This is a genomic window from Streptomyces sp. CB03234, assembly GCF_001905885.1.
Lineage (GTDB): Bacteria > Actinomycetota > Actinomycetes > Streptomycetales > Streptomycetaceae > Streptomyces.
The window spans coordinates 757,602-772,419 of the sequence record NZ_LIYH01000005.1 but is presented as its reverse complement, the minus strand read 5'-3'; the positions used below and the strand labels follow the sequence as shown (position 1 = coordinate 772,419).

Sequence of the window (14,818 nt, the reverse complement as noted above, 5' to 3'; positions counted from 1 at the left end):
CCGAAGAACCGGGCCCGGAACCGGTCTCAGAACCGGTCTCAGAACTGGTCTCAGAACTGGTCTCAGAACTGGGCATCGAGCGCCCTCCCGATCAGCGACTCCAGCCCGCCCGACACGACGTCACTCGTGACGATCTTGTAGAGCACGGCTGCGAAGGCACACGCCGCCAGCGTCCCCATCGCGTACTCGGCCGTGGTCATCCCCGCATCCCGACGCACCTTCGCCGTCAGGGCCCTCACCATCCGGTTCCACATACCAACCCCCATGAGATGCCGATCCGTCACAACAGTTCGCTCGCCAGCCCGATGACCACCGGTGCCACTCCGACCGCGAGGAACGCGGGCAGGAAGCAGAGCCCCACCGGGGCGGTGATCAGTACCTGCGCCCGCTGCGCGCGGGCCGTGGCCCGTCGCGCCTGTTCCGCTCGCAGCCCGGCGGCCAGCCGGGACACCGCCTCGGCCGAGGGAGCACCCGAGGCACTCGCCCGCTCCAGACAGCGCGCCAGCGGCCGGGCGCCCGGTATCTCACCGAACCGCCCCCACACCTCGGCCGGTTCGCCACCCAGCCGCAGTTCGGCCGCCGCTCTCGCCAGCCGGTCGCCGACCGGACCGCCCAGCGACTCCCCGACGGCCTCCGCCGCCTCGCGCGGCCCCGCCCCGGCCGACAGGCACGCGGCCAGCAGGTCCGCCGCCAAGGGCAGCCCGTGCGCCGCCCCACCGTCACCGTCACCGTGCCCGTCCCCGCCCGGGCGCGGGCGCCGCTGCCACCGTCGTACGCCATACGCGGCAGCGGCACCCACCGCACACCCGGTGATCCCGCCGACCACCACGTACCCGCTCAGCGCGGCCCCCGCAGGCGCCGCCCAGCGCCGCACCCACGCCCCGTACTCCGGCCTCCAGACCCGGCGCCGCGCGTGCTCCGCCCCCAGCAGGGCGGCGATCCGCCGGCGTACCCGGCACTCCCGCCGCCGGGCCACCACCGTCCAGGTCAGCCAGATCGCGCCGGCCGACAAGGCCACCGTCAGCCCCAGGCTGTGCAAGAACGGGCCGCTCACGGCTCCTCCCCGGCCCGTACGACCCGACCGGCCCACCACAGGCCCAGGGCCTCCAGAAGCCCGCCCACCGCCAGACAGCCAAGGCCCGCAGGGGTGTGCAGCAGCACCCGCAATGGGTCGGCGCCGAGCGCCCACCCCATCGCCAGGCCCACCACCGGCAGCAGCGCCAGCAATCCCACCGTCGCCCAGGCGCCCGCCAGCTGGGCCCTCAGCCGCTCCCGCTGGTCCCGTCGCTCCCGCAGCGCCGCGTCCAGCCGGTCCAGGCCCGCCGCGAGACCGGCCCCACCGTCCACCGCCACCTGCCAGCAGGCCGCCAGGCCGGCCAAGCCGTCCGCGCCGTCCTCCCGCGCCGCCCGCCGCAGAGCCTCCGGCACGTCGCCCCCGAACCGCGCCGCCGCCAGGACCGCCGCCTCCTCGGCCCCCAGCGCCCCGGTGGTACGCGCCGCCCAGAGCAACGCCTGCCCGGGCTGCCACCCGGCGCGCAACTCACCGGCGACCGCACCGCACAGCGCGATCACCGCGTCCGCCCGCTCCTCCCGCCTCCGGGCGCGCTCCCTGGCCCGGAGGCGGCGCCCCACCAGCGGCACGGCACACGCCCCCGCGACCAGCGGCAGCACCGACTCGCCCAGCACCGCCAGGGCCACCGCCACCACCAGGCACAGCCACTCCCGCCGTACCCGCACCACCGGCGCCCACCGCCGCCAGGACCACAGGGCCGGGTTCGCCACCTCACCGGCGCCCGCGAACAGCAGCCGTGCCCGTCGCAGCCCCTGCTGCCGGTCCAGCACCAGCCAGGCCGCCGCGCCCGCGCACACCGCCGCGTACATCGGCTGTCCCGTCACCACCGCGCACCCCCGATCAGCGACCGCAGCCGCTCCCAGCCCTGCTCGTACCGGAACCCCTCGGCGCCCCACCGCAGTGCGGGAACCGTGACCACCAGCCCGCGTACGTCCCGTTCCAGCACATGGACCTCGGCGATCCGGCGCTGCCCGTCCCGGTCCCGCGCCAGATGGACCACCACCGACAGGGCGGCCGCCACCTGGCTGTGCAGCGCCGCCCGGTCGAGCCCCGCGGCCGTGCCGAGCGCCTCCAGGCGGGCAGGCACATCGGCGGCGGTGTTGGCGTGCACGGTGCCGCAGCCGCCCTCGTGCCCCGTGTTCAAGGCGGCCAGCAAATCCGTCACCTCGGAGCCCCGCACCTCGCCCACCACCAGTCGGTCGGGCCGCATCCGCAGGGCCTGGCGCACCAGGTCCCGCAGCGTCACCAGGCCCGCGCCCTCCTGGTTCGGTGGCCGGGCCTCCAGCCGGACCACATGGGGGTGATCGGGCCGCAACTCGGCCGAGTCCTCGGCCAGGACGATCCGCTCACGCGCACCCACCAGCCCCAGCAGCGTGGACAGCAGCGTCGTCTTCCCCGATCCCGTGCCGCCGCTGACCAGGTACGAAACCCGGGCCTCGACCAGCGCCCGAAGCACGTGGTCCCCGCACGGCGGCACCGTCCCCGCGGCCGTCAACTCCGCGAGCGAGAAAGCCCGCGGCCGCACCACCCGCAGCGACAGGCAGGTCGAACCGACCGCCACCGGCGGCAGCACCGCGTGCATCCGTGTCCCGTCCGGCAGCCGCGCGTCCACCCACGGCCGGGCGTCGTCCAGCCGCCGTCCCGCCACCGCCGCCAGCCGCTGCGCCAGTCTGCGCACCGCCGCCGCGTCCGGGAACACGACGCCCGACAACTCCAGTCCCGCGCCCCGGTCCACCCACACCCGGTCCGGCGCCGACACCAGTACGTCCGTCACCGCCGGGTCGGCGAGCAACGGCTCCAGGGGGCCGGTCCCCACCAGTTCGCACCGCAACTCCTCGGCGGCGCCCAGCACTTCCGAATCGCCCAGCAACCGGCCCTGCGCCCGCAGGGCCGCCGCCACACCGGCCGGAGTCGGATCCGTGCCGCTCTCCACGAGCCGCTGCCGAACGGCCTCCAGCAGGCCCGCCGTCACGACGCACTCTCCCCGGCCAGCGCCCGCTCCCAGAACGCCGCGCAGAACCGCCCCAGCGGCCCCCGCGCGCTGTCACCCGGCGGCGCACCCACGTCCAGAGCGGCCAACAGGCCGTGCTCCACCGGTACTTCTCCCGCGAGCGGCAGGCCCAGCACGTCCGCGATCCACTGGTCGTCGACCCCTGCCGCGTACGGCCCGCGCACCACCACCCGCAGGTCCCGCAGCACCATGCCGACCATGGACGCCACCCGCTTGGCGCCGGCGACGGCCCGCAGTTCGGCGGGCACGACGAGCAGCCCCACGTCCAGTTGCGCCAACGCCTCCGCGGTGGCCTCGTCCACCCGGCGCGGCAGATCCACGACCACCACGCCGCCGCGCCTGCGCGCCGCCGCCAGCACCGACCGCATCGCCTCCGGCCGGATGGCCACGGCGTCACCCCGGTCCCAGCTGAGGACACGAAGCCCCCGCAGGGAAGGCAGTGACTCCTCCAACGCCCCACTGGCGACCCTGCCTTTGGAGACGGCGAGGTCCGGCCACCGCAGCCCCTCCGCCTGCTCGCCGCCCAGCAGGACGTCGAGCCCGCCGCCCAGCGGATCGCCGTCCACGAGCATCGTCCGCCGGCCCTCGCGCGCCGCCGTGACGGCCAGCGCACAGGCCAGCGTCGACGCCCCGGCACCACCGCGCCCGCCGATCACCCCGACGGTCAGCGCCTGCCTCCCCACGCCCTCGACCACATCGGCGATCCGGTCGACGAGCCAGCTCTCGGCGTCGGGCAGCCGCAGCACACAGTCCGCGCCGATCTCCACCGCCCGCCGCCATACGCCGGGATCGTCCTGGTCCCGCCCGACGAGCAGCACGCCCCGCCTGCGTACCGCACCCCGGCACCGGTCGGCCGCGTCGTCGCCCACCAGGACCAGCGGCGCGGCCTCCCAGCTCCCGCTGCGCTCGGGCACCGAGTGGTACACCTCCGGCTGCGCGCCCGCCGCGGCGCACAGCCGCAGCAGGTCGTCGAGCAGCTCGGCGTCCTCGGTCACGATCAGCGGTCCCGCGCGCCGCCCCTCGACGGTCGGCGCGCGCTCGGATGTGATGGATCCGGCCATGATCTCCGCCCCCTCTTCCCTGTCTTCTCCCTGTGCTGCGCGCGACGGGCGCGTGAATCCGACGCGACACCGGCGCGACACCGGCGCGGAATCGACGCGAAATCGACGCGGCGCCGGCGTGATCGGCGCGGCCGTCCGTGCGGTGAGCCGCGGGCGATCTGCGCGCGTCAATTCGGTCCCGTACGCCCGCGCCCTTCGCTTCCTCTTCACGTGGCCCGGTGCGCGGACTCCGCGTGGTCTCCGCCCCGCCCTCGCGGGACGAGAGATCTGCGATTCCTGCCATCCGCGGACTTCGCGGCCGCAATCACGGTGCACGACTTCCGGAAAAGAAGTGGATCTTGCTCAAAAACTGTGGACAACTCGCCGGTTGTGAATATCCCCGTAACCCAAACCAGCGACTTCCACAGAGCAGCACATCGGCTACTCTGAGTGACGAGACGAGCGCATGGCGGACAGGCCGCCGCAGCGAGGGACGGAGGAATCAAATGATCGTTTCAAGCTGCCGGGAACGGGCGAAAACGCGTCCGGACATGCGACGACCCCCGCCGGGGGGGAGAGCGGGGGTCGTCTCTCCGGCCGACTCGGGGGGGGAGGAGCCGGACCGGGTTAGCACGGTCGCGAACGATCCGTGACTTCCATGGTGTACCCGAGAGCCTTCTCAGGCAAACCCACACGCCCCAGCGTACGCCGAATGGCGGGCACCTATGCTCGGGCTCGTGGAAAACCACTCCTTGCCGCGCACAGCAGCCTTCTTCGACCTGGACAAGACGGTCATTGCGAAGTCATCGACGTTGACCTTCAGCAAGTCCTTCTACCAAGGCGGCCTGATCAACCGCCGCGCCGTACTGCGGACTGCCTACATCCAGTTCGTCTTCCTGGCCGGCGGCGCCGATCACGAGCAGATGGAGCGGATGCGCGAGTACCTCTCCGCGCTCTGCAAAGGCTGGAACGTCCAGCAGGTCAGAGAGCTGGTCGCCGAAACCCTGCACGACCTGATCGATCCGATCATCTACGACGAGGCGGCGTCCCTCATCGAGGAGCACCACGCCGCCGGCCGGGACGTCGTGATCGTCTCCACCTCCGGTGCCGAGGTGGTGGAACCCATCGGCGAGCTCCTCGGGGCCGACCGGGTCGTGGCGACGCGAATGGTCGTCGGCGACGACGGCTGCTTCACGGGGGAGGTGGAGTACTACGCCTACGGACCCACCAAGGCGGAAGCGATCCGCGAACTGGCCGAAACGGAGGGGTACGACCTGTCGCGCTGCTACGCCTACAGCGATTCGGCCACCGATCTTCCGATGCTGGAGGCCGTGGGACACCCGTACGTGGTCAATCCGGACCGTGCGCTGCGCCGCGAGGCGGCCGCCCGGGACTGGCCGGTTCTCGTCTTCAACCGCCCCGTACGGCTGAAGCAGCGCCTGCCCGCTTTCCGGATGCCACCGCGCCCCGCACTCGTCGCGGCAGCGGCCGTGGGTGCGGCGGCAGCCACGGCCGGGCTCGTCTGGTACGCCAGCAGGCGTCGGCAGTCGGCCTGAGGGCACCCGCTCATCCGAACATTGACACCTGAATCACTGAGTACCGCGCATAAGGTGCGCGTAAGGAGGAAGCGGAGCATCGACAGGGCCACGTAACGGGCATACGGTCCCAAAAGTAAAAAGTGGAGCCAGGGCTTTCGTATCCCCCCGGTCGGTAGTACAAAGGACTTAACGGCCCGCGAGACCGAGGACATCCGAAAGGATTACCTGTTGAGCAAGAAGGCCCCACGGACCGAACAGCACGGAAGCTGAGCACCCACGCGACGTCGACCCGTCGATTACGGGCCAGCCGCACCAGGCGTAGGGCAAAGTCCCCGCCTGATGGGCACATATCGAGGACGCATGGTAACTCTGCGGACGTGCCAGCGGCGGTACCGTTCTGCGGTACCGCCGCAACCCTGTTCGAACCCGTTTACGCCGCGCCGCGCTGCAGCGCCTCGCACACCGCGGTCGACTCCCGGACGCCGAGTTCCACCGCGCGCCCGCAGTGCGCGATCCACGCCGCCATGCCCTCCGGCGTACCGGACAGATAACCCTCGAACGCCGCGACGTACGCGGCGCGCCCCTGTTCGGCGTGGCCCACCTCGGCCGGGCAGATCGCCTTGGGGTCCAGCCCGCTGCCGATCAGCACGATGCGCTCGGCCGCCCGGGCCACCAGTCCGCTGTACGAGGTGAAGGGCCGCAGCGCCAGCAGCTCGCCGTGCACCACCGCGGCCGTCACCAGCGCCGGGGCGGAGCTGCCCGCGACGATCAGGTCCGACAGCCCCTCCAGCCGGCCGGCGACCTCGGTGGCATCCGGCAGCGGCGCGTCGATCAGCGGTTCGTCGACCGGCTCACCGTCCTGCCGCGGCCGCCCCACCGAGTCGGCCACCGAGCCGGCCACCAAGCCGGCAGCCGAATCTGCCGCCGGGCTCGCCGGGCTCGCCGGATCGGCCACAGCACCGGCCGCCGGCCTGCCCGGATCGCCCGCCGCGACCAGGTGGAGCCGGGCCAGCACCCGCATCGGCGACTGGCGCCAGATCGACAGGAGCTGCCCGGCCTCAGCGCCCAGACGCAGCGCGGCGCCGACCGTGCGCGCCTCCTCGTCACCGCTGAAGTCGGTACGCCGGCGCACCTCCTCCAGCGCCCAGTCCGCACCCGACAGGGCCGCCGAGGCGCGGGCACCGCGCAGCGCCGCCTCCGAGGTCACCTCATTGCTCCGGCGCCGCATCACGCGGTGCCCGTAGACCCGGTCGACGGCCTTGCGAACGGAGTCCACGGCATCGGGCACGCCGGGCAGCGCGACCAGCGCGACCAGGGGGTCAGCGGGATTCGTACTCATAAGTAGGGAGGCTACGCTCCCGGCCCTCCGGCCCCCACCTTGGAGTGGCGTTCCTCATACATCCTGGCGACTTCCCGCAAGCAACCCACTACACACCGCTACGCTATCTGAACATGAAGATCGCTTTCGTAGGGAAGGGCGGCAGCGGAAAGACCACGCTGTCCTCGCTCTTCATCCGCCACCTGGTCGCCAATGAGGCCCCCGTCCTCGCCGTGGACGCCGACATCAACCAGCACCTCGGGGCCGCGCTCGGCCTCGACGAGGCCGAAGCGGCCGCGCTGCCGGCGATGGGCGCTCACCTGCCGCTGATCAAGGAGTATCTGCGCGGCACCAACCCGCGGATCCCCTCCCCCGAGACGATGATCAAGACGACTCCGCCGGGTGAGGGGTCCCGCCTGCTGCGCATCCGCGAGAGCAACCCGATCTACGAGGCGTGCGCCCGCCCCGTACTGCTGGACGACGGCGAGATCAGGCTGATGGCGACCGGACCGTTCACCGAGTCCGACCTCGGCGTGGCCTGCTACCACTCCAAGGTCGGGGCGGTCGAGCTGTGCCTGAACCACCTGGTCGACGGTGCCGACGAGTACGTCGTCGTCGACATGACGGCCGGCTCCGACTCGTTCGCGTCCGGGATGTTCACGCGTTTCGACATGACGTTCCTGGTGGCCGAGCCGACCCGCAAGGGCGTCTCCGTCTACCGCCAGTACAAGGAGTACGCACGCGACTTCGGCGTCACGCTCAGGGTCGTCGGCAACAAGGTGCAGGGCATGGAGGACGTCGACTTCCTCCGCGAGGAGATCGGGGACGACCTGCTCGTCACGGTCGGCCACTCGGACTGGGTGCGCTCGATGGAAAAGGGCCGCCCGGCGCGCTTCGAGTTGCTGGAGGCCGACAACCGGATGGCGCTGCAGTCCTTGCAGAACGCCGCGGAAGACTCGTACCGGTTCCGCGACTGGGAGCGCTACACGCGCCAGATGGTGCACTTCCACCTGAAGAACGCGGAGAGCTGGGGCAACGCGAAGACGGGCGCCGACCTGGCCGCGCAGGTCGACCCCGGCTTCGTACTCGGTGAGGGACTCGACGCCGTTCAGCCCGCCTGACGGCGGGTGGCCGCGGACGGGGCGGCGGACGGGGCAGTGGGCGAAGTGGCGGGCGAGGCGGCGGCGGTCGGCCGGGCGGCGAGGAAAGCCGTCCAGCCGTCCTTCGGAGCCTCGCCGACCTTCAGGGTCCGCAGCTTGGCCAGCACGGCGGGCTCCTGGGCATCCAGCCAGTCGGCGAGCTGCCGGAACGACACGCACCGCACCTCACTGCGGACGCAGACCTCCGCGATCGTCTCCTCGATGGCGCGCATGTACGTGCCGCCGTTCCAGGACTCGAAGTGGTTGCCGATGATCAGCGGGGCGCGGTTGCCGTTGTAGGCGCGGTCGAAGGCCTGCAGCATCCCGTCGCGGAACTGGTCACCCCAGTACTGGTGCATGGACGGCGCGCCCTTGGCCGTCCCGGACTGGTTGACCATGAAGTTGTAGTCCATGGACAGCGTCTCGAAGGACCGCCCGGGGATGGGGATCATCTGGAGCGAGAGATCCCACAGGCCCCGGTCCTTCCCGGGCCACACCTGGTTGTTGATACCGCTGGTGTCGTAGCGCCAGCCGAGTTCGCTCGCGGCGCGGAGGAAGTTCTCCCTGCCCTCCAGGCAGGGCGTCCGGGCGCCGATGAGTTCCGTGTCGTAGTCGAACGGCAGCGGCTTCTCCGACGTCAGGCCGGAGTTCGTCTTCCAGTTCTTGACGAAGGATTTGGCCTGGGAGATCTCGCTCTTCCAGTCCTCGACCGACCAGGTTCCGACACCGCTCTCCGGGCCGCAGAAGTGGCCGTTGAAGTGGGTGCCGATCTCGTTGCCCTCCTGCCAGGCGCCACGCAGTTCGCGCACGGTGTCACGGATGCCCCCGGTGTCGTTGAAGCCGATGTCGGAGCGGCCCGGGGCGTGGCCGGGCGGGTCGTACAGCGTCGCCTTCTCCTCCGGCAGCAGATAGACGCCGCTGAGGAAGTACGTCATCGTCGCGCCGTACTTCCTGCCCACCTCACGGAAGTGGGAGAAGAGCTTCTGGCTGTCCTCGCCCGCGCCGTCCCAGGAGAAGACCACGAACTGGGGCGGCTTCTGGCCGGGCTTGAGGCGCTGCGGCTTGTGCAGACCGGGCTGGGCGCCGGTGTAGGCGGTCGAGCCGTCGCCGATGAGGCGGACCATGCTCTTGGGCGCCGCGCCGGGCTTGGGGCCGGCCGCGCCCTTGGTGGCCTCGTCGGAACCGGCACATCCGGCGAGCCCGGCCACCAGCGCCACCGCCGCCCCGGCCGCGAGCGCCACCGTGGCGACGGGGAACCTGCACGTGACAGCCCTGTGCGCGGCCATCCCCCGCCGGGTGGCCCCGCGCGCGGGGCTCTTCCGGGCGGGGCTCTTCCGGGCGGGGATTCCGTGCGTGGCGGTCTTCTTCGTGGCGGCCATGTTCCGCCCACCCTTCTCGTGGTCCACGGAGTTCTCTGGTGCGAGTGCGAGCGCGAGCGCCGTCAACGTCGCACCACAGAAGGGGGTATGAAGATACGACAAGCCGTACTAGGACGACTAATCACTGGATAGGGTGAAACATTGCCCCTTTTGCATCGAAAATAATGCCGGAGTCTTTACTCTGCATTACGATCTGTTTACAGAGAGTTGGCACACTCCCGCCGCTGCACGCCGTGACCCACGGCCGCGCCCCACGTTCGTTCCACCCGCACGTACCGCGACCGCGCCGCCCCGGAGGAGACGGGAACCATGACTGCCTGTATCCCGGCCCGCACCGACAAGACCGACCGCACCGGCCGTACGTTCCGCACTGCCGGGAGCCCCCGGTTCAAGCGGCCGCACAGCCCGCCACCACCCGGGGGCCGTCGCCGGTTCCGGGTCGCGGGCGCCGACGTGTCGGCCTCCATCGTCGTGTTCCTCATCGCGTTGCCGCTCTCCCTCGGCATCGCGCTCGCCACCGGCGCGCCGCTCCAGGCCGGCCTGGTGGCCGCCGCCGTCGGCGGCATCGTCGCCGGCCGGTTCGGCGGCTCACCGCTCCAGGTCAGCGGGCCCGCCGCCGGGCTGACGCTGGTCACCGCCGAGCTCATCCAGAAGTACGGCTGGCTCACCACGTGCGCCATCACCGTCCTGGCCGGGTTCGCCCAACTCGCGCTGTCCGCGATGCGGGTGGCGCGCTCGGCCCTCGTCGTGTCCCCGGCGATCGTGCACGGCATGGTGGCCGGCATCGGTGTCACCATCGCCCTCGCCCAGCTCCACGTCGTCCTCGGTGGTACGCCGCAGAGCTCCGCCGTGGACAACGTCCGGGGCCTGCCCGCCCAATTGGCCGACCTCCACACGGCCGCCGTGTCCGTGAGCGCGGTGACCGTCGTCGTCCTGCTGGCGTGGCCACGGCTTCCCGGGCGGGTCGGACGTGGGCTGCGGAAGGTGCCGGCCGCGCTCACCGCCGTGGCCGCCGCGACGATACTGGCCGTCGTCGCCGGAATCGGCGTACCCCGTGTGGACCTGCCCTCCTGGAGCAGTCACGCGCTGCCGGGGCTGCCCGAGGGACCCGTCCTCGGCATCGCCGTCGGCGTCCTGACCATCACGCTCGTCACCAGCGTCCAGTCACTGCTGTCGGCCGTCGCCGTCGACAAGCTGGTGGCCGCCCGCAAGGACGCGGAGACCCATGTGCCGCGCTCCAACCTCGACCGGGAGCTGGCGGGGCAAGGAGCGGCGAACATCGTGTCCGGAGCACTCGGCGGGCTGCCGGTCGCGGGCGTCGCCGTACGCAGCGTGGCCAATGTGTCGGCGGGCGCGGTGAGCCGTAACTCCACGATGCTGCACGGCCTGTGGGTGGTGCTGGCCGCTCTCGTCCTCGTACCGGTCCTGGATCTGATCCCGCTGCCCGCGCTGGCCGCGCTCGTCATGGTGATCGGCATCCAGATGGTGAGCATCACCCACATCCGCAGCGTCACCCGCCATCGCGAGGTGATGGTCTACGCCGTGACGGTGTCCGGGGTCGTCCTCATCGGGATCCTGGAGGGCGTGGCGCTCGGCATCGTCGTGGCCAGCGGTGTCGCCATGCACCGGCTGACCAGGACGCGGATCACCAGGGAGACCAAGGGGGACGTCGAACACATCCGGGTTCGAGGTCAGCTGACCTTCCTCGCCGTGCCCCGGCTGAGCAGGGCACTGCACCAGATCCCCCAGGGGGCGAAGGCCGTCGTCGAGTTGGACGGATCCTTCATGGACCACGCGGCCTACGAAACCTTGCAGGACTGGCAGATGTCCCATGTGGTCCGGGGCGGGCAGGTCGAGATGACCGGCCGCACCGGTGTGCGGATCGCCGAGCCCGGCGCGGGCGCGCATGCCTGCTGCCGACCGTGGACACCGTGGCGCAACCATCACTGCGGCGAACACCCCGCCGCCGAGCACCACGCCACCGAGGCCGATCGGCAAGTGAAGGGGCATCAGCTGGCCAGTGGACTCAGCTCCTTCCAGCGCAATACGGCTCCGCTGGTACGCGAGGAGCTGGCCAGGCTCGCGCGGGAGGGCCAGCGACCGTCGCAGCTCTTCCTGACGTGCGCCGACTCCCGGCTGGTCACCAGCATGATCACGGCCAGCGGCCCCGGCGACCTGTTCACCGTGCGGAACGTCGGCAATCTGGTGCCGCTGCCGGGCGCGGAGAGCGGGGACGACTCCGTGGCGGCCGCGATCGAGTACGCGGTGGAGGTCCTGCGCGTGCAGTCCATCACCGTGTGCGGGCACTCGGACTGCGGGGCGATGCAGACCCTGCTGAACAGCAACCCGGACGCCCCCGATACGTCACTGCGACGCTGGCTGCGACACGGGATGCCCAGCCTGGAGCGGATGAAGAACACGCACCGCACCTGGGCCCGGCTGTCCGGAGGACCGTCCGGAGACGAAGGGGGCAGACTGCCGGTCGATGCGGCCGAGCAGCTGTGCCTCACCAATGTCGTCCAGCAACTGGAACACCTGAAGGCCCACGAAGCCGTCGCACGGCGGCTCGCGGAGGGCACGCTGGAGCTGCACGGCATGTATTTCCACGTGGGTGAGGCGCAGGCGTATCTCCTGTCGGACGCCGAACCCGTCACCCGGAGCGAGAACGGGAGCGGGAACGGGAACGGCCGCGACCCCGGCATCGGGGGCGGGAATGGGAACGGGAACGGCCGCGACACGCGCACGAGCGGCGCTCGGGAGGACGGGGAGAGCCTCGTCTTCCACTGGGTGGCCCCGTCCCCCCAGCCGAAGCCGAGCCGCGCGTCGTACCCCACCTCTTCCCATCCTCCTTCCCCCGCACCCGCCCGGCCACCTTCCCGGCCGTCACCCAGGGAGGGGGCCCCGGCCTGACAGCCCTGACAGCCCTGCCAGGACCCCGGCCCGCCCGCCCTGAACCTTCGGGGCGCCGCGTCCGTGGAAAGGGTCGGTGACCCCTTCTCCCCACCGCCCGGGGAGGAGGGGTCACTTGACCACCCGGTCCCGCCCTCACAGGTCTAAACCAATTGGCCGGATGCTCTTGTCACCTGGGCATCCGACTGATGAGCTATGGGCTGGGACACATCGGACGCCCTGGGAATGGGAGATGTCGTGAGCAACGAAAGCCTGGCCAACCTTCTTAAGGAGGAGCGGCGATTCGCACCCCCCGCGGAGCTGGCCGCGAACGCCAACGTGACGGCGGCCGCGTACGAGCAGGCCAAGGCGGACAGGCTCGGCTTCTGGGCCGAGCAGGCGCGTCGGCTCAGCTGGGCCACCGAGCCGACCGAGACCCTCGACTGGTCGAACCCGCCCTTCGCGAAATGGTTCGCCGACGGCAAGCTCAACGTGGCGTACAACTGCGTGGACCGGCACGTCGAGGCGGGGCACGGCGACCGGGTCGCCATCCACTTCGAGGGCGAGCCGGGTGACAGCCGGGCCATTACGTACGCCGAGCTCAAGGACGAGGTCTCCAAGGCTGCCAACGCGCTGAGCGAATTGGGCGTCCGCAAGGGTGACCGGGTCGCGGTGTACATGCCGATGATCCCCGAGGCCGCCGTCGCCATGCTGGCCTGTGCCCGTATCGGTGCCGCGCACTCGGTCGTCTTCGGCGGCTTCTCGGCCGACGCCGTCGCCTCCCGCATCCAGGACGCCGACGCCAAGCTGGTCATCACCGCCGACGGCGGCTACCGGCGCGGCAAGCCCTCCGCGCTCAAGCCGGCCATCGACGAGGCAGTCGCCAAGTGCCCGCAGGTCGAACACGTCCTGGTGGTGCGCCGTACCGGCCAGGACACCGCGTTCACCGAGGGCCGGGACGTGTGGTGGGACGACATCGTCGCCCGCCAGTCCACCGAGCACACCCCCGAGGCGTTCGACGCGGAGCACCCGCTCTTCATCCTCTACACGTCCGGTACGACGGGTAAGCCCAAGGGCATCCTGCACACCTCCGGCGGCTACCTCACCCAGGTGGCGTACACGCACCACGCGGTCTTCGACCTCAAGCCGGAGACGGACGTCTACTGGTGCACCGCCGACATCGGCTGGGTGACCGGCCACTCGTACATCGTGTACGGGCCGCTGGCCAACGGCGCGACGCAGGTGATGTACGAGGGCACGCCCGACACCCCGCATCAGGGCCGGTTCTGGGAGATCGTGCAGAAGTACGGCGTCACGATCCTCTACACCGCGCCCACCGCCATCCGTACGTTCATGAAGTGGGGGGACGACATCCCCGCCAAGTTCGACCTGTCCTCCCTGCGCGTCCTCGGGTCGGTCGGCGAGCCGATCAACCCCGAGGCGTGGATCTGGTACCGGGAGAACATCGGCGGCGGCAAGACCCCGATCGTCGACACCTGGTGGCAGACCGAGACCGGCGCGATGATGATCTCGCCGCTGCCGGGCGTCACCGAGACCAAGCCGGGCTCGGCGCAGACCCCGCTGCCGGGCATCTCCGCCACCGTCGTCGACGACGAGGCGAACGAGGTCCCCAACGGCGGCGGCGGTTACCTGGTCCTCACCGAGCCGTGGCCGTCGATGCTGCGCACCATCTGGGGTGACGACCAGCGGTTCATCGACACCTACTGGTCCCGCTTCGAGGGCAAGTACTTCGCGGGCGACGGCGCCAAGAAGGACGACGACGGCGACATCTGGCTGCTCGGCCGGGTCGACGACGTCATGCTGGTCTCCGGCCACAACATCTCCACCACCGAGGTGGAGTCGGCGCTCGTCTCGCACCCGAAGGTCGCCGAGGCGGCGGTCGTGGGCGCGGCCGACGAGACGACCGGCCAGGCGATCGTGGCGTTCGTGATCCTGCGCGGTACGGCGAGCGAGGACGACACCCTCGTGGCCGACCTGCGCAACCACGTGGGCGCGACGCTCGGCCCGATCGCCAAGCCCAAGCGGATCCTTCCGGTGGCCGAGCTGCCCAAGACGCGCTCCGGCAAGATCATGCGCCGTCTGCTGCGGGACGTGGCGGAGAACCGCCAGCTGGGTGACGTCACCACGCTCACGGACTCGTCCGTCATGGACCTGATCCAGTCCAAGCTGCCGACCGCCTCCAGCGAGGACTGATCGGCGCACCAGCCACCACCGAAGAGGGCATCCGGCGACGACGCGCCGGATGCCCTCTTCGCGCATAAGGTGACATTCACCGGATATGCCCTTGCGCACGCCGGGTAGGGTGTGAGGACCGCGTCAACAACACGACAATACGATTCAACGACACGAGTCTCAGGGTGCGCCGGGAAGTCTGGTCGGCATGTGTTTCGCCATGCCCGCCTAACGACCAA

11 protein-coding genes are annotated in these 14,818 nt (G+C 71.3%); 4 read left to right on the top strand and 7 right to left on the bottom strand.

Features of this window, described 5'->3' with window-relative positions:
- Positions 1-62: 62 nt before the first annotated feature.
- From AMK26_RS24940 to ssd, 5 genes are read right to left on the bottom strand one after another with little or no spacing between them, the layout of a single operon-like run.
- Positions 63-242 carry a DUF4244 domain-containing protein gene (locus AMK26_RS24940; protein ID WP_274536132.1) on the bottom strand — a complete coding sequence of 60 codons (180 nt, stop codon included), beginning with the start codon at positions 240-242 and terminating at the stop codon, positions 63-65.
- A 38-nt stretch (positions 243-280) separates the two neighbouring features.
- On the bottom strand, positions 281-1,054 hold the full coding sequence (locus AMK26_RS24935; RefSeq protein ID WP_073756921.1) for a type II secretion system F family protein: 774 nt from the start codon (positions 1,052-1,054) through the stop codon (positions 281-283).
- Positions 1,051-1,881, bottom strand: coding sequence for a type II secretion system F family protein (locus AMK26_RS24930; RefSeq protein ID WP_198944159.1), 831 nt, complete (start codon positions 1,879-1,881; stop codon positions 1,051-1,053). The genes AMK26_RS24935 and AMK26_RS24930 overlap by 4 nt, the downstream gene beginning before the upstream one ends.
- 11 nt (positions 1,882-1,892) lie before the next feature.
- Complete coding sequence (locus AMK26_RS24925; RefSeq protein ID WP_073756920.1) at positions 1,893-3,044, bottom strand: TadA family conjugal transfer-associated ATPase; 1,152 nt, start codon at positions 3,042-3,044, stop codon at positions 1,893-1,895.
- Positions 3,041-4,144, bottom strand: a complete 1,104-nt coding sequence (gene ssd / locus AMK26_RS24920; protein ID WP_073756919.1) for a septum site-determining protein Ssd — start codon at positions 4,142-4,144, stop codon at positions 3,041-3,043. The genes AMK26_RS24925 and ssd overlap by 4 nt, the downstream gene beginning before the upstream one ends.
- Before the next feature lie 704 nt (positions 4,145-4,848).
- Between ssd and AMK26_RS24915 the strand changes: the two genes are divergently transcribed.
- Entirely contained in the window at positions 4,849-5,679 is an 831-nt protein-coding gene (locus AMK26_RS24915; protein WP_073756918.1) for an HAD family hydrolase, read from the top strand.
- 412 nt (positions 5,680-6,091) lie between these two features.
- On the opposite strand, the gene AMK26_RS24910 is transcribed toward AMK26_RS24915, so the two are convergent.
- Positions 6,092-7,000, bottom strand: coding sequence for an oxidoreductase (locus AMK26_RS24910; protein WP_073756917.1), 909 nt, complete (start codon positions 6,998-7,000; stop codon positions 6,092-6,094).
- 113 nt (positions 7,001-7,113) lie between these two features.
- Between AMK26_RS24910 and AMK26_RS24905 the strand changes: the two genes are divergently transcribed.
- A complete protein-coding gene (locus tag AMK26_RS24905) occupies positions 7,114-8,100 on the top strand; it encodes an ATP-binding protein (RefSeq protein ID WP_073756916.1) in 987 nt (328 codons plus the stop codon).
- Here the strand turns inward: AMK26_RS24905 and AMK26_RS24900 are convergent.
- Positions 8,088-9,404 carry a hypothetical protein gene (locus AMK26_RS24900; RefSeq protein ID WP_073757113.1) on the bottom strand — a complete coding sequence of 439 codons (1,317 nt, stop codon included), beginning with the start codon at positions 9,402-9,404 and terminating at the stop codon, positions 8,088-8,090. The genes AMK26_RS24905 and AMK26_RS24900 overlap by 13 nt on opposite strands.
- Positions 9,405-9,806: 402 nt before the next feature.
- On the opposite strand from AMK26_RS24900, the gene AMK26_RS24895 reads away from it, so the two are divergent.
- Positions 9,807-12,407: a bifunctional SulP family inorganic anion transporter/carbonic anhydrase gene (locus AMK26_RS24895; RefSeq protein ID WP_241838048.1), complete on the top strand. Its 2,601-nt coding sequence runs from the start codon at positions 9,807-9,809 to the stop codon at positions 12,405-12,407.
- A 237-nt stretch (positions 12,408-12,644) separates the two neighbouring features.
- Complete coding sequence (gene acs / locus AMK26_RS24890; RefSeq protein WP_073757112.1) at positions 12,645-14,600, top strand: acetate--CoA ligase; 1,956 nt, start codon at positions 12,645-12,647, stop codon at positions 14,598-14,600.
- The last annotated feature ends 218 nt before the right edge of the window (positions 14,601-14,818 follow it).